Origin of the sequence: Lentzea sp. NPDC020367 (assembly GCF_044387305.1) — a bacterium.
Classification (GTDB): Bacteria; Actinomycetota; Actinomycetes; order Mycobacteriales; family Pseudonocardiaceae; genus Lentzea.
Genome location: NZ_JBIRVV010000005.1, coordinates 531,145 through 549,357 on the forward strand (window position 1 = coordinate 531,145; position 18,213 = coordinate 549,357).

Annotated in this window: 23 protein-coding genes; 3 read left to right on the plus strand and 20 right to left on the minus strand. The window is 68.9% G+C overall.

From position 1 onward, the window contains the following. Positions 1-25: 25 nt before the first annotated feature. Together ACH413_RS24375 and ACH413_RS24380 are read right to left on the minus strand one after the other, a co-directional pair. The gene (locus ACH413_RS24375; RefSeq protein ID WP_360045198.1) at positions 26-295 is read right to left on the minus strand and encodes a DUF4229 domain-containing protein; all 270 of its coding nucleotides are present in this window, start codon (positions 293-295) and stop codon (positions 26-28) included. 4 nt (positions 296-299) lie between these two features. After that, positions 300-764, minus strand: a complete 465-nt coding sequence (locus tag ACH413_RS24380) for an Lrp/AsnC family transcriptional regulator (protein ID WP_360045201.1) — start codon at positions 762-764, stop codon at positions 300-302. Positions 765-1,087: 323 nt separating this feature from the next. Here ACH413_RS24380 and ACH413_RS24385 point away from each other — a divergent pair, with 323 nt between their 5' ends. Further along, the gene (locus ACH413_RS24385) at positions 1,088-1,294 is read left to right on the plus strand and encodes a BldC family transcriptional regulator (RefSeq protein ID WP_030473853.1); all 207 of its coding nucleotides are present in this window, start codon (positions 1,088-1,090) and stop codon (positions 1,292-1,294) included. Positions 1,295-1,351: 57 nt separating this feature from the next. Further along, positions 1,352-1,519 (plus strand): hypothetical protein, encoded by a 168-nt coding sequence (locus ACH413_RS24390; RefSeq protein WP_086667950.1) that lies wholly within the window; start codon positions 1,352-1,354, stop codon positions 1,517-1,519. A 60-nt stretch (positions 1,520-1,579) separates the two neighbouring features. Here the strand turns inward: ACH413_RS24390 and ACH413_RS24395 are convergent, their stop codons facing one another. The 4 genes from ACH413_RS24395 to ACH413_RS24410 form a co-directional block, all read right to left on the minus strand. Next, a complete protein-coding gene (locus tag ACH413_RS24395; RefSeq protein WP_360045205.1) occupies positions 1,580-2,887 on the minus strand; it encodes an AAA family ATPase in 1,308 nt (435 codons plus the stop codon). 103 nt (positions 2,888-2,990) lie between these two features. Then, positions 2,991-3,902 (minus strand): c-type cytochrome biogenesis protein CcsB, encoded by a 912-nt coding sequence (ccsB, locus tag ACH413_RS24400; RefSeq protein WP_360045208.1) that lies wholly within the window; start codon positions 3,900-3,902, stop codon positions 2,991-2,993. Beyond that, positions 3,902-5,377: a cytochrome c biogenesis protein ResB gene (locus ACH413_RS24405; RefSeq protein ID WP_360045464.1), complete on the minus strand. Its 1,476-nt coding sequence runs from the start codon at positions 5,375-5,377 to the stop codon at positions 3,902-3,904. Before ACH413_RS24405 ends, ccsB begins: the two co-directional genes overlap by 1 nt. 41 nt (positions 5,378-5,418) lie before the next feature. Next, a complete protein-coding gene (locus ACH413_RS24410) occupies positions 5,419-6,204 on the minus strand; it encodes a cytochrome c biogenesis CcdA family protein (protein ID WP_360045466.1) in 786 nt (261 codons plus the stop codon). Positions 6,205-6,325: 121 nt separating this feature from the next. Between ACH413_RS24410 and ACH413_RS24415 the strand changes: the two genes are divergently transcribed. Further along, positions 6,326-7,312, plus strand: a complete 987-nt coding sequence (locus ACH413_RS24415; protein ID WP_360045211.1) for a M64 family metallopeptidase — start codon at positions 6,326-6,328, stop codon at positions 7,310-7,312. Positions 7,313-7,346: 34 nt separating this feature from the next. Here the strand turns inward: ACH413_RS24415 and ACH413_RS24420 are convergent, their stop codons facing one another. From ACH413_RS24420 to ACH413_RS24485, 14 genes are all read right to left on the minus strand, one after another. Continuing rightward, positions 7,347-7,904 carry a TlpA disulfide reductase family protein gene (locus ACH413_RS24420; RefSeq protein WP_360045214.1) on the minus strand — a complete coding sequence of 186 codons (558 nt, stop codon included), beginning with the start codon at positions 7,902-7,904 and terminating at the stop codon, positions 7,347-7,349. Next, positions 7,901-8,530, minus strand: coding sequence for a histidine phosphatase family protein (locus ACH413_RS24425; RefSeq protein WP_360045217.1), 630 nt, complete (start codon positions 8,528-8,530; stop codon positions 7,901-7,903). Before ACH413_RS24425 ends, ACH413_RS24420 begins: the two co-directional genes overlap by 4 nt. Next, complete coding sequence (gene hemL / locus ACH413_RS24430; protein WP_360045220.1) at positions 8,527-9,822, minus strand: glutamate-1-semialdehyde 2,1-aminomutase; 1,296 nt, start codon at positions 9,820-9,822, stop codon at positions 8,527-8,529. The genes ACH413_RS24425 and hemL overlap by 4 nt, the downstream gene beginning before the upstream one ends. 11 nt (positions 9,823-9,833) lie before the next feature. After that, positions 9,834-10,190 (minus strand): hypothetical protein, encoded by a 357-nt coding sequence (locus ACH413_RS24435; protein ID WP_360045223.1) that lies wholly within the window; start codon positions 10,188-10,190, stop codon positions 9,834-9,836. 5 nt (positions 10,191-10,195) lie between these two features. Then, entirely contained in the window at positions 10,196-10,615 is a 420-nt protein-coding gene (locus tag ACH413_RS24440; protein WP_360045226.1) for a hypothetical protein, read from the minus strand. Then, positions 10,615-11,232: a hypothetical protein gene (locus ACH413_RS24445; protein WP_360045229.1), complete on the minus strand. Its 618-nt coding sequence runs from the start codon at positions 11,230-11,232 to the stop codon at positions 10,615-10,617. The genes ACH413_RS24440 and ACH413_RS24445 overlap by 1 nt, the downstream gene beginning before the upstream one ends. Next, on the minus strand, positions 11,229-11,627 hold the full coding sequence (locus ACH413_RS24450) for a hypothetical protein (protein WP_360045232.1): 399 nt from the start codon (positions 11,625-11,627) through the stop codon (positions 11,229-11,231). The genes ACH413_RS24445 and ACH413_RS24450 overlap by 4 nt, the downstream gene beginning before the upstream one ends. Then, positions 11,624-12,067, minus strand: coding sequence for a hypothetical protein (locus tag ACH413_RS24455; RefSeq protein WP_360045235.1), 444 nt, complete (start codon positions 12,065-12,067; stop codon positions 11,624-11,626). The genes ACH413_RS24450 and ACH413_RS24455 overlap by 4 nt, the downstream gene beginning before the upstream one ends. Positions 12,068-12,076: 9 nt before the next feature. Next, positions 12,077-12,583 carry a hypothetical protein gene (locus tag ACH413_RS24460; RefSeq protein ID WP_360045238.1) on the minus strand — a complete coding sequence of 169 codons (507 nt, stop codon included), beginning with the start codon at positions 12,581-12,583 and terminating at the stop codon, positions 12,077-12,079. Next, positions 12,568-13,542 carry a porphobilinogen synthase gene (gene hemB, locus ACH413_RS24465; RefSeq protein WP_360045241.1) on the minus strand — a complete coding sequence of 325 codons (975 nt, stop codon included), beginning with the start codon at positions 13,540-13,542 and terminating at the stop codon, positions 12,568-12,570. Before hemB ends, ACH413_RS24460 begins: the two co-directional genes overlap by 16 nt. A gap of 74 nt (positions 13,543-13,616) precedes the next feature. Then, entirely contained in the window at positions 13,617-15,149 is a 1,533-nt protein-coding gene (locus ACH413_RS24470) for a bifunctional uroporphyrinogen-III C-methyltransferase/uroporphyrinogen-III synthase (protein ID WP_090065980.1), read from the minus strand. 18 nt (positions 15,150-15,167) lie between these two features. After that, on the minus strand, positions 15,168-16,103 hold the full coding sequence (hemC, locus tag ACH413_RS24475; protein WP_360045245.1) for a hydroxymethylbilane synthase: 936 nt from the start codon (positions 16,101-16,103) through the stop codon (positions 15,168-15,170). Beyond that, entirely contained in the window at positions 16,100-17,413 is a 1,314-nt protein-coding gene (locus tag ACH413_RS24480; RefSeq protein WP_360045248.1) for a glutamyl-tRNA reductase, read from the minus strand. The genes hemC and ACH413_RS24480 overlap by 4 nt, the downstream gene beginning before the upstream one ends. Before the next feature lie 37 nt (positions 17,414-17,450). After that, a complete protein-coding gene (locus ACH413_RS24485) occupies positions 17,451-18,206 on the minus strand; it encodes a redox-sensing transcriptional repressor Rex (protein WP_360045251.1) in 756 nt (251 codons plus the stop codon). Positions 18,207-18,213 lie beyond the last annotated feature (7 nt).

Below are 18,213 nucleotides of genomic sequence, written 5' to 3' on the forward strand. Positions count from 1 at the left end.
CCCGCACGATAACCGGGCAGACGTCCTACGCCTGGGTGAGAGGACCTTCGTCACCACGCAGTTCGGAACGGAGCTTGTCGCGCTCGGCCTTCCGCTTCGCCTGGTGCTCGTCCAGGCCGGTCGCGACCCGCTGCCGCAGTCCCTTGAAGATGAACAGCGACGCCGGCAGCGCCACGACCACGCCCACGGCGAGGGCGGGCAGCAAAGGAACCTTGAACAACATGAGCGCGCCCATCACCACGACCACGAGGCCGAGGCGGGCGAGGACGTAGAGCGTCACATCACGAGCGAGCACCCGTTCAGGTTACGTCGCCGTCCTCGTCGCCGGTGTTCGGGCGCCCCTCGAAGCGCGTGGAGAGCACCACCGTCGTACGCGTGCGGGCCACACCGTGAATGCGCCGCAACCGCCCGAGCGCGCGCTCCAGATCGTCGACCGTCGCGACCCTGACCTTGACGATGAACGACTCGTCGCCCGCCACCCGGTAGCAGGACTCGACCTCGTTGAGCTCGGCCAGCGCGACCGCGACCTCGTTGTCGTCCGCGATGTCGGTGGGGTGGATGCCGATCAGGGCCGTCACGCCCAGCCCGACCGCGCTGGGGTCGACGACCGCGTGATACCCGACGATCACGCCGCTGGACTCGAGCTTGCCGACCCGCTCGTGCACGGCGGAGGCGGACAGGCCGACCTGCCTGCCGAGGTCGGCGTACGTGGCCCGTCCGTTGGCACGAAGTGCGGCGATGATCTGTCGATCAAGAGCATCCACCCGCGACACCCTATGCCCCACAAGTGCACGCACGTAGCGGCGGTCACACCTGCGCACACATCGCGGCGATCACATGGGGTCGCGAGTTCGCGTCGGTCGTCCGGGTCCCTCTTCGTGTCAACCGCCGCAGGCGATTCGGCGCGAAGCGGGGCCCGGACGGCCGACTGAGGGCGAACTCGCCGCGCGAGCGGAGCGAGCGCAGACTGAACTGTCCGAATCGCGCCGGTCGTCCCTTACTACCTCTTTACCAAAAAACAAGCGTTCGAGTACCTGATGGGTCAGATGCCACGATCAGACCGGAACGTCTGATCTGAGGAGGACGAGTGACTGCAGCCACCGAGCGGCTCTTGACGCCTGGGGAAGTCGCCAATCTGTTCCGGGTCGACCCGAAGACCGTGACCCGATGGGCCACCGCAGGTCGCATCGGCTCGATCCGCACCCCTGGAGGACATCGCAGGTTCCGTGAGACCGAGGTGAAGGCTCTGCTTTCGGAGCTGACCACCGAGGCGACTGAACCCGTCCGCCACTGAAACCGTAGTTATCCCTGTGCCGCGGGTAATCTCGTGGCAAAGGGAGGTGGCGACACGATGATCTACCTGCTGGCGGTGATCGGTGCGCTCACCGTGGCTGTGCTCGTGTGGCGAGCGTTCGCCCCGCAGCACTCGGAGTACACCCCAGGCCGCAAGGTGATCGCGCCCGACGACGACCCGGAGTTCCTGCGCAAGCTCGACGAGCAGCGCAAGCGCGACGAGTGACGGAAAAGGGGCCCTGATCACAGGACCCCTTTCCGCTAACTTTCAGACCCGCTGACCGGCTCAGGAGGAGTGCTGGAAGTCGTCCGCCACCACGGCGGCGAGTTCCAGCAACGCGAGCCGGGTCTCCGGCGCGAGCTGGTCCAGCGCGATCTCCGCGCCTTCTTCGAGGTGCTCGTCGAACGGCAGGCGGACCACGGCGCGGCAGCGCTGCTGGAAGTGCGCGGCGAGCTTGTCGAGGTCGACCTTGCCCGACTTCGGGCGCACCGAGTTGATCACGCAGACAGACTTCGCGACCAGGTCGCGGTAGCCGTGCGCCTCCAGCCAGTCGAGCGTCGCCGCTGACGTCTGCGCGCCGTCGACCGAGCCGGACGACACCAGGACCAGCGAGTCCGCCTCGTCCAGCACGCCCTTCATCGCGGAGTGCATCAAACCGGTGCCGCAGTCGGTCAGCACGATGTTGTAGAAGTGCTCCAGCAACGCCACCGTGCGCCGGTAGTCGTCCTCGCTGAACGCCTCCGAGACGGCCGGGTCCTGCTCGGACGCCAGCACCTCGAGCCGTGCCGGCGACTGCGAGGTGTACGCGCGCACGTCGCTGTACTTGGTGATCCGCGGGGCGTCGCGCAGCAGGTGACGCACGGTCGCCGTGGTCTCGCGCGGGATCTTCAACGCCAGCGTGCCGCGGTCGGGGTTCGCGTCGACCGCGACCACCCGGTCGCCGCGCAGCGACGAGAACGTCGAGCCCAGCGTCGTGGTCGTCGTGGTCTTGCCGACGCCGCCCTTCAGGGACAGCATCGCGATCTTGTAGCACCCGCGCAGGGGCTGGTTGATCCGCGCGATCAGCTCACGTCGCCGCACATCGGCCGGGCTCTCGCCGAGGTTGATGGCGCCGCCGGACAGCGAGTGCAGGGACTTGCGCCAGCCAGAGGTCGGCGGACGCTTCTCCTTCTTGATCAGCTGCTGCGACGACACTTCCTGCGCCTGCGAGCGGTACTCCTGCTGCGGGAAGTTGTTCGGGAACTGCGCGCCGGCGAACTGGCCGTACTGCGCCGTGTTCTGGGTGTTGTGGGGACCCGACTGGCCGCCACCCACCTGGTAGGGACCTGACTGCGCGCCCGGCACCGGGTAGGAACCCGACGTGGTGCCGGGGACCGGGTAGGGACCTGACGCGTTGCCGGGCACCTGGTAGGGGCCGGAGGCGTTGCCGGGCACCGGGTAGGAACCCGACTGGTTGCCCAAGTTGTACGGGCCGGACTGGCCGCCGCTGACGTGCTGCGGACCGGACTGCTGCGGGTCGAGGTAGGCCGCCGCCTGCGGGTCGACGTACTGCGGGCCGGAGCCCTGTTCCTCACCCGGTGGTTGCCATGTCACCGCTGTGGCCCTCCCTGAGCAAGAGGGACCGAGACTTCCCCGACCCCCAGGTTGCGACGGTACGCAACCGGCAACGGTTCCATCGACCTGGGGGCTTAACTCGTTAGAGACCCGCGTACGAATGCAACCCGCTAGTAACCAAGTTGATGAAGAACAGGTTGAACACGTTCAGGGCAAAGCCCGCGATGTTGATCCAAGCGGCCCCACGGCCACGCCATCCGGCCGTAGCGCGCGCGTGCAGATACGCCGCGTAGACCACCCACGAGACGAACGCGACCGTCTCCTTCGGGTCCCAGCCCCAGAACCGGCCCCACGCAGCTTCCGCCCAGATCGCGCCGAGGATGATCCCGGCCGTGAACAACGGGAACGCCAGCACGGTGGTCCGGTACGACATCCGGTCCAGCACGTCGGCGGACGGCAGCTTCGGGAAGCGGTCGGCCTTGCTGTCCTTGAGCAGGTAGAGGATCGACGTCACGCCGGGGATCAGCAGCACGCCGGACGAGATCGAGATCACCGAGACGTGGATCACCAGCCAGTACGACCGCAGCGCCGGCTGGACGGGCGCGGACTCGGCGTACAGGACGGTGCCGCCGAGGAACAGCAGCGTCAGGATCGGCGGCAGCACGAACACGCCGAGACGGCGGATCGGGAACTTCGCCATCAGCACGATCCACGTCACCACGGCCGCAAGGCACAGCAGCGACATGTACTCGTACATGTTGCCCCAGGGCGCGCGCCCGGCGGACAGGCCGCGCATGACCAACGAGCCGAGGTGCAGCAGCGCGCCGAGGACCGTCATCGCGGCACCCATGCGGCCGATGCGCTCGGCCCTGGTCAACTCGGCCTTGGGCTCGTCGACGAGGACGTCCGGCCCACCGGCGCCCACCAGCGCCTTGCGCGGCGCACGGGCGAAGGCCTGCTCCACCGCGTAGAGCAGGATCGCGAAGAGGTAGACCCCGAGGGCGCTGCGGTACAGCCAGTCGCTGTAGGTCGCGAAGGTCTCGTTGACCGGCATCAGGACTTCTCCTCGTTCAGCACCGCGCGGGCGAGCCGCGTGAACTCCTCGCCGTATCCTGCCTGGTCAGTGCGGGCGAGCCCGCCGACCTCGACCAAAGTACGCCCGTCTTCCAGACGAGTCGCACGGACCCACACCCTGCGGCGCTTGACGGTCAGCGAGACCCCCAGGCCGAGGATGATCAGGATGGCGAAAACCAGCACGTAACCCTGGGTCGGGTCGTGCGAGACCTGCAACGACACCCAGTCGCTCACGCTGTCGAAGCGCACCTTGGTGCCGTCGTCGAGCGCGATCTCCTCGCCCAGCGCGAGGTTCTTGCGCGCGACCTTCTGCAACCGGCCCTGGTCGACCATCTTCTGGTCGATCGAGAAGATCGACTGGCCGCGGCCGTCGTCCACGCCCAGGTCGCCCCGGTACACGTCGACGGCGACCATCGGGTCGTTCAGCGCCGGGAACTTCGAGTTCAGGATGTTGCCGTGCAGCAACGGCGTCGGCGCCAGCAGGCCCGTCACCGCGATCTGGTTCTTGCGCCGCGTCTCGGAGTCCGTGACGCCGGGCGGGTCGAACTTCGTCGCGCCCTCCGAGGCCAGCGTGAGCTGGTCGGTCGGCAGCCATTGGATGCCCTGCGTGCGCTTCTCGCCGTTGGGGAACGTCACCGTGAACGTCGGCGTGTACCCGTGGCCGAGCAGGTAGAGGCGGTCGCCCTCGGTACGCAGGGGGTGGTTGACCTGCAGCGTGTACGGGTTCCAGGTGTTCGAGGCGAGACTCTCGCCCGACTGGTAGCGGATGTCCGCCTTGAAGCCGACGGGCTGACCGTTGTCGAGGTACTCGGCGGAGAACTTGCCGATCTCGACGCAGAACGGCGTGAGGTCCGTGCCGTCGACCCGCAGGCCCGGCCGGAACTGGTCGTAGTTGAAGATGCCGCCGTTGCAGAACTGGCCGCCGTCGGCCTGGACGATGATCTGGCCCTCGTAGCTGAACATCTTGCCCAGCGCGAACGACACCAGCAGGCCGAGCAGTGCGAAGTGGAAGACCAGGTTGCCGGTCTCGCGCAGGAACCCGCGTTCGGCGCTGACCGTGTCCTCGCCGGTCTCCATCCGCCAGCCGCGCAGGACCTTCTTGGCCCGTGCGACGGCCTCGTCCGGTGTGATGTCGAGCTCGGCCTGCGCGTGGTGCGGCATCCGCGAGAGATTGCGCGGCGTCAGCACCGGCTTCGCGCGCATCTGCTTGAAGTACTCCCACGTGCGGGGAAGCAGGCACCCGACGAGGGAGGTGAACAGCAGCAGGTAGATCGCGGCGAACCACGGCGTGGCGTACACCTCGAAGAACCCGAGCTTGAGCAGGAGCTCGCCCCACCAGCCCTTCTGGGCGATGTAGTCGTCGACCTTGGCCGAGTTGAGCGACCGCTGCGGCAGCAACGCGCCGGGCATGGCCGCGAGCGCGAGCAGGAACAGCAGGGTCAGCGCGGTCCTCATCGAGGTGAGCCCGCGCCACGTGTTGCGGAGGAAGGCGATCACTAGAGCGGCAGCCTCACGACGTCGACGAACGAGTAGCGCAGCCACCCGACGAACTCACCCCAGAGCCCGGTGACCAGCGCGATCCCGACCAGGATCAGCAGCACGCCACCGAAGATCTGCACCTGACGGGCGTGCGTGCGCAGCCACTTCGTGACGCCCAGCGCCCACCGCGCGCCGAGCGCGAGGACCACGAACGGCAACCCGAGCCCCAGGCAGTAGGCCAGGACCAGCACCGCGCCGCGCGCCGTCGACGACCCGACCTCGGTGCTGCGCGCGACGGCGAGCACCCCGGCCAGCGTCGGCCCGAGACACGGCGTCCACCCGAGCGCGAACACGGCCCCGAGCACCGGCGCGCCGAACAACCCGGCGTTGGGCTTGGTGTGGAACCGCACGTCCTTCTGCAGCGCCGGAACGAGCCCGATGAACACCAGTCCCATCAGGATCGTGACGACACCACCGATGCGCTGGAACAGATCGGCGTTGAGGAACAACGCGTCCGACGCGCCGAGGATGGCCATCGAGGCCAACGCGAAGACGACCGTGAACCCGAGCACGAACAGCAACGAGGCCCCGGCGACGCGCCACCGGCCCTGCTTCGCCGGCTCGTTCGCCTCCACCCGAGGCGCCTCGGCACCGACCAGACCGGCGAGGTACGCGAGGTAACCGGGCACGAGCGGCACCACGCACGGTGACGCGAACGAGATGAAGCCAGCGAGCAAGGCAACCCCGGTGGCCAGCAGCAACGGCCCGGAGATCGCCAGATCGGTGGGGTTCACAGACCTCAGAGTAGGTAGTTGCCCAGATCACGCGACGACCGGCACCGGTTTCCACCCGACACAAGGCTTGGGCCAAAATTACGAACAATTGCCGCTTGTGGGTGACATCACGGTTGCTTAGCGTCAGGTCATGCATCGTTCCCGGCTGCTGCTCCCCGCGTTCACCGTCGCGGCGCTGGCACTGTTCGCGCAGGTACCGGCCGGTGGCGCTGCCCCGGCGATGGAATGGCGAGAGGTCTTCAACGAGGACGGCTCCATCACCCAGGCCCTGACCCCGAAAGCACCAGCCGAGAAGTCGACGAACTTCCGCGCCCTGGCGGCGGCCGACGTGATCCCCGTCCAGGTGACCGGTGACTCCGCCGAGCGCTTCGACCTCGTCTTCGTGGGCGACGGCTACACGGCCGACGACCTGGAGACCTACACCGGCAACGTGAAGAGCAAGTGGGAAGAGCTCTCCGCCGTGGAGCCCTTCGCCTCCTACAAGGAGTACTTCAACGTCTGGCAGGTCAACGTGATCTCCGCCGAGTCCGGTGTGGACCACGACCCGACCAAGGGCCTGCTCAAGAACACCGCGCTGGACATGGGTTTCTGGTGCCAGGGCCGGGACGCCAACACCGAGCGCCTGCTGTGCGTCAACGAGACCAAGGCCAAGGAGTTCGCGGCGCTGGCCCCGCAGGCCGACCAGGTGATCGCCCTCGGCAACACCGCGAAGTACGGCGGCGCGGGCGGTTCGGTGGCCACCGCGTCCGGCTCGAACGCCCAGGCCGGCCAGATCGCGATCCACGAGCTCGGCCACTCGATCGGCGGCCTGGCCGACGAGTACGACTACCCGTACGCCAACTACGTGGGCTCCGAACCGCGCGAGATCAACGTGACCAACGACCCGACCGGCGCGAAGTGGGGCGAGTACCTGGGCAAGCCCTCCCCGGACGGCGGCGTGGTCGCCCCGGTCGAGGGTGCGCGGTACTACAAGACCGGCCTCTACCGGCCGACCGGCAACTCGATCATGCGCACGCTGGGCAAGCAGTTCAACTCGATCGGCCGGGACGCGATGATCAAGGCCTTCAAGGCCAAGATCCCGTCGCTGAACGCTCCGGTGGAACCGCCCGCCCAGTAAGCGATGAAAAAGGGGGCCGCGAAGGCCCCCTTTTTCATTCCTTGGCCAGTTCGTCCAGAACGGACTGGAGGTCGGAGGCCAGCACCGGTACCAGGAACGCCGCCGCCACCTTGTGGTCCTTGTCCACGATGAACGTGGAAGGCACGGTGTTGGCCGGAACTCCCCGGAACACGTTGATGAAACTCCGCGCCGAAGCGTCGTAAATGGACGGATAGGTCAGCGACCGGTCCTTCATGAAGTCCCGGGGATGATCCTTCGAGGTCTCCTTGACGTCGACCCCGAGCACCTGGGTACCGGCGTCGAAGACCTTCTGCATCTCGGGCGCCTCGGTCCGGCAGGGCCCGCACCAGGCTCCCCAGATGTTGATCACGACGGGCTTGCCCGCGTAGTCGGAGAGCTTGACGACCTTGCCCTCTTCGAGCAGGGACTCGCCTTCGAGCCCCTTCAACTCCTTGCGCTCGCCAGGCGCGTACCGGATCTTGACCTGCCCGCCGGGCGCCACGAGGTAGAAGTCCCCGGCCCCGATCTGGGCGGCGTCCTTTCCGGTCGTGCACCCGGCGAGCAACAACAAAAGCACCAGAAAACGCTTCATGCCCCGGTCACCCGAGGGTTGGTAGCACCCACCGGTTCGGAGTAGGCGATGCGCACGAGCTGCTCGCCCTCGAAGATCAGCGAGGTGAGCGAGGCGAGCGAGCACTCCCGCTTGCGCGGGTCGTGCCACATCCGCTTGCCCTCCAGGAACCGTCGCACGGTCCAGATGGGCAGCTGATGCGAAACGCACACGGCCTCATGGCCCTCGGCGGCGGCCCGGGCCTTCTGCACCGCTCCCAGCATCCGGTGAGCGATCTCGATGTACGGCTCGCCCCACGACGGCTTGAACGGGTTGACCAGCTTCGACCAGTGCTGGGGAGAGCGCAGCGCCCCGTCGCCGACAGCGACCTTCAGCCCCTCGAACTGGTTGTCGGCCTCGATCAACCGGTCGTCGGTCGCGAGCTCCAGCCGATGCGAGTCGGCGATGGGCGACGCGGTCTGCTGTGCACGGTCCAAAGGGGACGCGACGACGTGCACGATGTCGTGGTCCGCCAGGTGTTCGGCCACGGTCAGCGCCTGCTTCTGCCCCCGCTCGGACAGCTTGAAGCCGGGCAGGCGGCCGTAGAGGATGCCGGTCGGGTTGTGCACCTCGCCGTGGCGGAGCAGGTGGACGACGGTGCGGGTCACTTGCTGGCCTCCTTGGCGGCACGGGCCGCGTGCGGCAACGCGTCGGCGATCACTGCGAACTCCTCTTCACCCATGGCGGCGTTCACGAACCACGCCTCGAACGCCGACGGCGGGGCGTAGACGCCTCGCTCCAGCAGTGCGTGGAAGAACGGCGGGAAGCGCCACGTCTCACACGCCTGCGCGCCCGCGTAGTCCTTCACCTCGGTGGCACCGAAGAACACGCTCACCAGGTTGCCGGCGAACTGCACGCGGTGCTCGACTCCGGCCTCGGTCAGCGCGGCCGTGAACAGCGCGCCGAGGCGCGTGGCGTTGCGGTCGAGGGCCCGGTAGACGTCCTCGTCGGCGGCCTTCAACGTGGCCAGGCCGGCGGCGACGGCGACGGGGTTACCCGACAGCGTGCCCGCCTGGTAGACGGGGCCGGAGGGCGCCAGGCGGGACATCACGTCCGTGCGGCCGCCGAACGCCGCCGCGGGCAGGCCACCGGACATGACCTTGCCGAACGTGTAGAGGTCACCGCGCACGCGCTCCAGGCCGAACCAGCCGGCCCGCGAGACGCGGAAGCCGGTCATGACCTCGTCCATGATCAGCAACGCGCCGTCGGCGTCGCAGATCTCGCGCAGGCCCGCGTTGAAGTCGGAGCCGGGCGCGACCGCGCCCATGTTGCCCGCCGCCGCCTCGGTGATGACGCAGGCGATCTCGCCGGGGTTCTCCGCGAACGCCGCGCGCACGGCCTCGATGTCGTTGTACGGCAGGACGATCGTGTCCTCGGCCTGCGCACCCGTGACGCCGGGCGACGAAGGCAGGCCCAGGGTCGCGACGCCGGAGCCCGCCTGGGCGAGCAGCGCGTCGACGTGGCCGTGGTAGCAGCCGGCGAACTTGATGACCTTGCGGCGCTCGGTGAAGCCGCGCGCGAGGCGGATCGCGCTCATCGTGGCCTCGGTGCCCGAGTTGACCAGGCGGACCTGCCGGACCGGCTCGACGCGGTCGATGATCTCGGCCGCGAGGTCGATCTCGCCCTCGGTCGGCGTGCCGAACGACAGACCGTTCACCGCCGCCTTCTGCACGGCCTCGACCACGGCCGGGTGGGCGTGCCCGAGGATCATCGGGCCCCACGAGGACACCAGGTCGACGTAGCGGTTGCCGTCCGCGTCCCACAGGTGCGGGCCCTCGCCGCGAACCATGAATCGCGGGGTGCCGCCGACGGAGTGGAACGCCCGCACCGGAGAGTTGACCCCGCCGGGGGTCAGCGTCGACGCGCGCTCGAACAGGGCCTGGGATCGACTCGCAGTCACGTACCCCAGTCTCACATGTCGGAGTCGGCGGCTTTCTGCGGCCGGGTGCGCACAGCCAGCAGGACCTGCCGCACGGCGTCGAGGAGGAAGACCACGGCCAGCGTGAGAGCGCCGGCGGCGGTGCCCAGCCAGTTGCCGTGATAGCGCGTGGAGATCAACGGCTCGCGGCCGTCGATCGGGTACTCCAGGCGCACGACGCCGCGGTTCCAGGCCCACACGGCAACGATCACCAGCACGACGATCGCGACGACCTCACCCGCGGCGATGAGCCACCGCTTGGGCTGGTGCAGGCTCGGACCGACCGGCGGGGCCGCCTCAGGCTCCGCCACGACGGTGTCCGACTCCGGCTCAGTCACGGCCTCTGTCACGTCGCTCACCCTCTCACGACCCGCCGCAGCGCCGCGAGGAAGGCTTCCGGATCACGCGCCCATCCCAGCACCACCGTGCCGTCGACCAGCCGCAACGGCATCGCGGTCGTTCCCTTGGGCACCGACCAGCCGCCGCCGAGCACCTTGGCGCCCGTGGGAGCGCCGACGTCGGTGAAGGCCTGGATCATCGCGACCGGCAGCTTCTCCCGCCCGAACTGGGCCTCTTCGGTCGTCAGCACGACGCTGCCGGTCTTGACCCGCAGGTTCACCCACAACACCGCGCACAGCGTCAGCACGAGCCCCACGATCGTCCACAGCGCCGCAGACGCGGGCCCGGTGATGAGCTCGATCAGGTATCCGGCGACCGCGAACCCCGGTCCCCACACCAACGGCCACCAGCTGCTGCCGGACTCCCGGTAGAGCACTAGCGCACGAACTTGTTCGAGGCGGGCAGGAACTGCAGCACCACGGCCGCGATGGTCAGCCCGATCACCACGACGCTGATCACCAGGCTCGGCTGCCACACCCGCGCGTTCAGCGAGATGAGCATGATGGCGATCATCGACAGGAACCCGATCACACCGAGGATCGTGAGCAGGATGCGCGCCCAGTTCTGGCCGTTGCGCAGCACGACGGCGAACGCGACGTACGGCGCCGCGGCGACGAGCATGGCGAACCCGAACAGCACGGCCATGACCCGCACACCGAGCTCACCGGCCTGCCGGTCCTCGTCCGTGACGACGCTGTCCTGGTTGACGAAGTAGTCGCCGTTCACGAGCAGCATCACCGGGAGCACGGCCACCGAGAGCACGGCGCCCGCGATCCAGATCCACATCGCGGCGGTGATCGTGGCGGGCCGCGGCGGCGCCATCTCGTGGGGCAGCACGGGCGAGAGCGGCGCCATCGCGAAGCTCGCCTGCCCGACCTGGTTCACCTGGTACTGCCCGGCGGGCGCCGGGGCCACGGGATAGGCGCCGGCGGGGTTCTGCCACTGGACGTCGTCAGGGTTCTGCTGCTGCCACGGGTCCTGCGGATAGGTCACTGCTCTCGCACCTCCGCGATCCACTGTGCCGTACGCGCCTGCCACGTGAAGACGATTGCGAAGCAGATGAGCAGCAACGTGACCAAGTTCGACGCGCTGATGCCGACGAACAGGATCCAGACCATGTGCGCGATGGCGACGAACGACAACGTGATCCGCGCCCAGTTCCTGCGCTTGAGGAACAGCCTGGTCAGCACCACGTAGGCCGCCACGAAGATCAGCGCGACCCCGGACAGCGTGGCCAGGAAGCTCGTGACCTGTCCTGACGTCCAGTCGGTCAGGCGCTGCACCTCACCGCGCTGGAACCACAGCCCGGCCGTGGTGAACACCACGAAGACGGCCGTCGCGAGCCAGAGTCCGACCGCGATGCGGACCGGCCGGGGAGCGTCGTTCACGTCAGCTGCTCGCGCTCGGCCAGGTAGTCGGTCGACTGCCGGAAGTAGAACAGCACCAGGCCGGAGATCGCGATCAGCAGCGTCACGATCCCAAGAGGGCTCGAGATCATCTGGAAGAAGAGCCCGATCAGCAACGTGATCATCAGGCCGGTGCGGCTCCTCCTGATCCCCGCCTTGACCTTGCCCGCGAACCACACCGAGAGACCGGCCAGCACGAGCGTCACGACCAGCGAGACGATCACCAGGGTGTTCACCGACGAGGTGATCATCTCCCGCGTGACCTTCGGGTCCTTGTTGCCTTGGAGGGAGGCCTCGACCAGCACCTGCTTGTTGAGCAACACGTACAGCGAGGCCAGCACGCTCAGGGCCACACCTGCCACGACGAGCCAGTAGCCCGCGGTGATGGTGCGAGGGGTGCCCGATTCCTTCGGAGACGTCACGCTCGAAACCTAGGTCCGCAGGAAGGTGCTGTCCACCGTGACGCGCTTCCTGAAGTGCGCGGACACCCGGTACATCAGCACGATCGCGGTCGCGTCCAGCGCAGTGGTGACCAGCGTTACGGCCAGATCGACCGCCCGCATCTCCACGCCGAGTTCCGCGGCGACCCCGCTCGCCCAGGCACCGAGCCGGAACAGTCCGAACGCGACGGAGGCACCGCCCAGCACGGTCAGCACGATCCGGGCCCAGTTGCGGCCACGCGCCATCGCGTTGGCAAGGCGCGTGTAAGCAAGCAGGACCGCGACGGCGATCAGCAGTCCGAAGAGGACACCACCGTTGACGCCGGCGTCGATCTGATCCTGGTTCATCGCCGGGTTCTGCCGGCGCGCTTCGGCCACCAGGGTCTCGCGGTCGAAGAGCTGCACCACGAACCGCAGCATGCCGACGCACGCGCTGGCGATCCACAACCAGCGCGCGACGTCGATCAGCTTCGGGGTCGGGGTTACCGGTCCAGCCATCGGGCGGCTTCGGTTGCCCAGTACGTGAGCACGATGTCCGCGCCGGCACGACGGATGGACGTGAGCGACTCCAGGATCGAGCGCTCGCGGTCGATCCAGCCGTTCGCGGCGGCGGCCTCGATCATCGAGTACTCGCCGGAGATCTGGTACGCCGCAACGGGTACGTCCGAGATCTCGGCGACCGAGCGCAGCACGTCCAGGTACAGCAGGGCGGGCTTGACCATGACCATGTCCGCGCCCTCGGCGAGGTCCAGCTGCACCTCGCGGATCGCCTCGCGGGCGTTCGCCGGGTCCTGCTGGTAGGTCTTGCGGTCACCTGAGAGCTGCGACTCGACGGCGTCGCGGAACGGGCCGTAGAACGCCGACGCGTACTTGGCCGAGTAGGCCAGGACGCCGGTGTCGGCGAGGCCCGCCTGGTCCAAAGCGTTGCGGATGAAGGCGATCTGGCCGTCCATCATGCCGCTGGGGCCGACGACGTGGGCACCGGCGCGGGCCTGGGCCACGGCCATCTCGCCGTAGACCTCCAGGGTCGCGTCGTTGTCCACGCTGCCGTCGGCGGTGAGAACGCCGCAGTGGCCGTGGTCGGTGAACTCGTCGAGGCAGCAGTCCGACATGAGGACGGTGCTGTCGCCCAGCTCTGCACGCAGGTCGCCCAGTGCGGCGTTGAGGATGCCGTCCGGGTCGGTGCCGCCGGAACCGACGGCGTCGCGCACGGCGGGGACGCCGAACAGCATGATGCCGCCGACCCCTGCCTGCACGGCCTCGACCGCGGCCTTGCGCAGCGAGTCACGGGAGTGCTGCAGGACGCCCGGCATGCTGCTGATCTCAGCAGGCTCGGCCAGGCCTTCCTTGACGAACATCGGCAGCACGAGCTGCCTCGGGCGCACCTCGGTCTCGGAGACCAGGCGGCGCATGGCGGGCGTCGTGCGCAGACGCCTCGGCCGGTGCAGTGGGTACATCGTTGACTCCCTGACGGAAGAGAGTCGAAGGGGCCACTCAAAGGATCTTGAGTGGCCCCGACGGCTTCGTTGACTTAGCTGCGGCGCAGACGCTTGGTCTTGCGCGGAGGAGGCAGCGCTCCCTCGGCGCGCAACCGGGCGGCGTGGGCGGCCAGCGCGTCGACCAGCGCGGGCACGTTCGCCTCCTCGGGCTGCACGTCGACCCGGAGGCCGAACTCCCGCGCCGTCTCGGCGGTCTGCGGGCCGATGCACGCGACGAGCGTGCGGGCGTGCGGCTTGCCCGCGATGCCGACCAGGTTCCGCACGGTCGACGACGAGGTGAAGCACACCGCGTCGAAGCCACCGGACTTGATCATCTCGCGGGTGTCGGCGGGCGGCGGGGCCGCACGCACGGTGCGGTACGCCGTCACGTCGTCGATCTCCCAGCCACGTTCGCGCAGGCCCGCGGCCAGCGTCTCGGTGGCGATGTCGGCCCGCGGCAGCAGCACGCGGTCGACCGGGTCGAGAATGTCGTCGTAGGGCGGGAAGTCGTTCAGCAGGCCCTCGGACGACTGGTCACCCGACGGCACGAGCTCCGGGATGATGCCGAACGAGCGCACCTTCGCGGCCGTGGCCTCGCCGACGCACGCGATCTTCACGCCGGAGAACGCACGGGCGTCCAGGCCGAACTCGCGGAACTTCTCCCACACCGCGCGGACGGCGTTGGTCGAGGTGAAGACGACCCACTGGTAGCGGCCGTCGACGAGACCCTTGACCGAGCGCTCCATCTGCGCGGGGCTGCGGGGCGGCTCGACCGAGATCGTCGGCACCTCGACGGCGATAGCGCCGTGCGAGTGCAGACGCTCGCTCATCGCGCCGGCCTGCTCCTTGGTCCGCGGGACCAGCACTCGCCAGCCGTACAGCGCCCGCGACTCCCACCAGGAGAGCTTCGAGCGGTTGGCGGCGGCGGCACCGACGGTGACGACCAGCGGGCCGCCCATCTCACCGGCGTCGGCCGCGACGGCGGCCAGCGTGGTGTCGATGGTGCGCTGCTGGAAGCCCGTTCCCTCGGCGGTCACGGCGACTGGCGTCTGCGGCGCGAGGCCGTTCTCCACCAGGTTCGACGCGGCCTCTGCCAGGTGCGAGCCGGTCGCGTGCAGCACGAGCGTGCCGGGCGCGGCGGCGAGGCCGGCCCAGTCCGTCACGGCGCGCACGTCGACCTCAGTGTGCACGCCACCGAGAGCGACACCCGCGTACGCCGGAACCGCGGTGCCCGAGGGCACTCCGGGTACGACGTCGAACGGGATCGTCGACTTCGCGACGGCCTGCGCTTCCTTGACGACCGAGTCGAGCGTCAGCGGGTCACCCGCGACGAGACGGACGACGGTCGCACCGTTGCGCGCCTCGTTCACCAGGTCCTTGGCCACGTCGGCGGACTCGCCGACAGCGGGGCGGACCTCGACTCCCTCCGGCACGGTCGCGAGGACGTCCGAAGGAACGTCCGGGTCCGTGACCACGAGTTCAGCCCTGGTGAGCAAGTCGTGGGCCCGGACCGTGAGCAGCCCGGTGTCGCCGGGGCCGGAGCCCACGAAGGCGATGCGTCCGGGGGTCTTGCGTGCGCGGGTCATCAGGGCACTCCCCATCGATTACGCCTCTGGACCGCTGAGAACCGCGGCCCCGAGGTCGAGCAACTCGGCGGCCAGCGCCCGGCCAAGTCCCTCAGCTTCGGTCAAGTCACCGGTGGCGGACGCCCGGAGGAGATCGTTCTCCGGCGTCGCAGCGACCCCGCGCAGAGAAAGCCGGTACACGACCTTCCCGTCGTCATCGAGGTCTTCCACCACATCGGCCAGCGCGCCGACCGGCGCGCTGCAGCCCGCTTCGAGCGCGGCCAGCATGGCGCGCTCAGCGGTCACAGCGGCCCGGCTGGCCGAATCGTCCAAAGTGGACTGGATCAGGTGCTCGGCGTCGACGTCGTCGACCCGGCACTCGACTGCCAACGCACCCTGCGCGGGTGCGGGAAGCATCTGGATGGGCTCCAGGTTCTCGGTGATCTCGCTCGTGCGGCCGAGCCGCGCGATGCCGGCGCGTGCCAGCACCACCGCGTCGAGCTCACCGTTGCGGACCTTGCCGATCCGCGTGTCCACGTTGCCGCGCAACGGGACGATGTCCAGCCCGAGGCCGAGGGCCTCCAACTGGGCCGCGCGGCGCGGCGAACCGGTGCCCACAGTGGACCCCTGCGGCAGCTCACCGAGCGTGAGGCCGTCGCGCGCCACGAGTGCGTCGCGCGGGTCCTCTCGCTGGGGTACGGCCGCGAGCGTCAGCCGGGGGTCCGGCGCGGTCGGGAGGTCCTTGTAGGAATGGACGGCGACGTCGATCTCGTCGTTCGCGAGCGCGTCACGAAGAGCCGACGTGAAGACGCCGATGCCGATCTGGGCGATCGGAGCGTCGGAGAGGTCGCCCGGCGTCTTGATGACGACGATCTCGACCTGTGCTCCGGCAGCCTTCAGCGCCTCGGCCACGGTTCCCGTCTGCGCGAGCGCCAGAGCGCTGCCTCGGGTACCGATCCGTAGGGTGCGGGTCACCGCGTTTCACCATCCACAGAAGACTTGGTCTGACTGACAACCCCAGGCGACTGGGGGTCGAGCCCGAACAGTTCGCGGAGAGCCTCCGCGTAGCCGGTACCACCAGGGGCGGAGGCGAGCTCCTTCACCCTGACGGTCGGCGTGTGCAGGAGCTTGTCTACAACGCGGCGCACCGTCTTGGCCAATTCACCGCGTGTCGCGGCGTCCAGTTCGGGAAGTCGCGAATCAAGACGGAGCAGTTCGGCGTCGACCACCTCGGCGGCCCGCTTGCGCAGGGCCGTGACGGTCGGCGTGACCTCGGCGGACCGCTGGCCCGCGAGGTAGGCCTTCACCTCGTCGGCGACCAGCTGGACCGCCAGCCGCGTGTCCTGGCCGGCGGGCGCGTCCGAGAGGCGGCGCTGCAGCGTTTCCAGATCCACCACACGAACGTTCGGCAGTTCGGCCGCGGCCGGGTCGACGTCCTTGGGCAGGCCCAGGTCGCACACGACCAGCGGCCGCGAGCGCTTGCTGATCATGTCCGCGCGGACGACCGTGTCGACCGACCCGGTGCACGCGAAGACGATGTCCGCGAGGTCGATCTCGACGCCCAGCGCGGCCAGGTCGACGGCCGTCGCGGGGACGCCCTCGGCCTTCAGCGACGTGGCGAGACGCACACCGTTGGCCTGCGTCCGGTTCGCGATGACGACCTCGCCGATGCCCGCCCTGCGCAGGTGCGCGGCGGCCAGGCCACCCATGGCGCCCGCGCCGACGAGCAGCGCGCGCTTGCCCACGAGGGTGCCCAGCTGGGCCTCGGCGTCACCGAGGGCCTCGGACACGACCGACGCGCCCGCGTGGTCGATGCCGGTCTCGGAGTGCACGCGCTTGCCGACGCGCAGCGCGTTCTGGGTCAGTTCGTGGACGGTCCTGCCGACGGTGCCCGCCTCGTCCGCCGCCGCGTACGCACCGCGCAGCTGGCCGAGGATCTGGGACTCGCCGACGACCATCGAGTCGAGGCCGGCCGCGACGGAGAACAGGTGCTCGACGGCAGCGGCGGCGTAATGCACGTAAAAGTGCTCGTAGAGCGAGTTCGCGTCGACCTGGGCGTGCTGCGCGAGGACGTCGACGACCTCGGACATGCCGCCGTGGAACGACTCGACGACGGCGTAGACCTCGACCCTGTTGCAGGTCGACAGGACCATCGCCTCGGAGACGCTGGGCGCGGCGAGCAGCTGACCGAGGACCTTGGGCAGGTTCGGCTCGGCCACGGTGACGCGTTCCAGGACGGGAACGGGGGCGGTGCGGTGCGACAGACCGACTACGAGCAAGCTCATGTGGTCACCACGTCTGCCGGAGCCGATTGGCTCACGCTCACGGGCGAATCACCATCCCGTCCACACCGAGTCCGTTGTTGCCGACCGAGACGTTGGCAGCTTCGTCCGCACGTCGAGCGACGTGGAACGACAGGATCTGCATCTCGACCGCCAAGTCAACCTTGCGCACCTCGACGTTGTCTGGAACCTGAAGGACAACTGGTGCAAAGTTCAGAATGCACTGGACGCCCGCAGATACCAAACGGTCGCAAACCGACTGAGCCGCAGGCGGCGGCGTCGCGATGACGCCGATCGACACCTCGCGCTCCATGCAGACCGACGTGATCTCGTCGATGTGGTTGACGGGGATGCCCCCAACAGGGATTCCGACGAGATCGGCGTCCACGTCGAAGAGGGCGGTGACCGGGAAACCGCGACCGGGGAACCCGCCGTAGTTGGCGAGAGCGTGACCAAGGTTACCGATGCCGACGACGGCCACGGAGTGGTTGCGGGTGAGGCCGAGGATGCGCTCGATGTGGCTCACGAGGACCTCGACGTCGTACCCGACGCCCCTCGTGCCGTAGCTGCCGATGTAGCTCAGGTCCTTGCGGAGCTTCGCCGCGTTGACGCCGGCGGCCTGGCTCAGTTCCTCGCTGGAAACCGCCGTCACGCCCTGGTCGGCCATGCCGGACAGCGCGCGCAGGTACACGGCGAGGCGGGCCACGGCCGCTTCCGGGATCGCACGAGCGCGCTCCCTGTCGGCAGGCTCCAGAGGGGTGGTGGTCGTCTCACCTTCGCCCCGCTGTGATGCCACGCTCTCC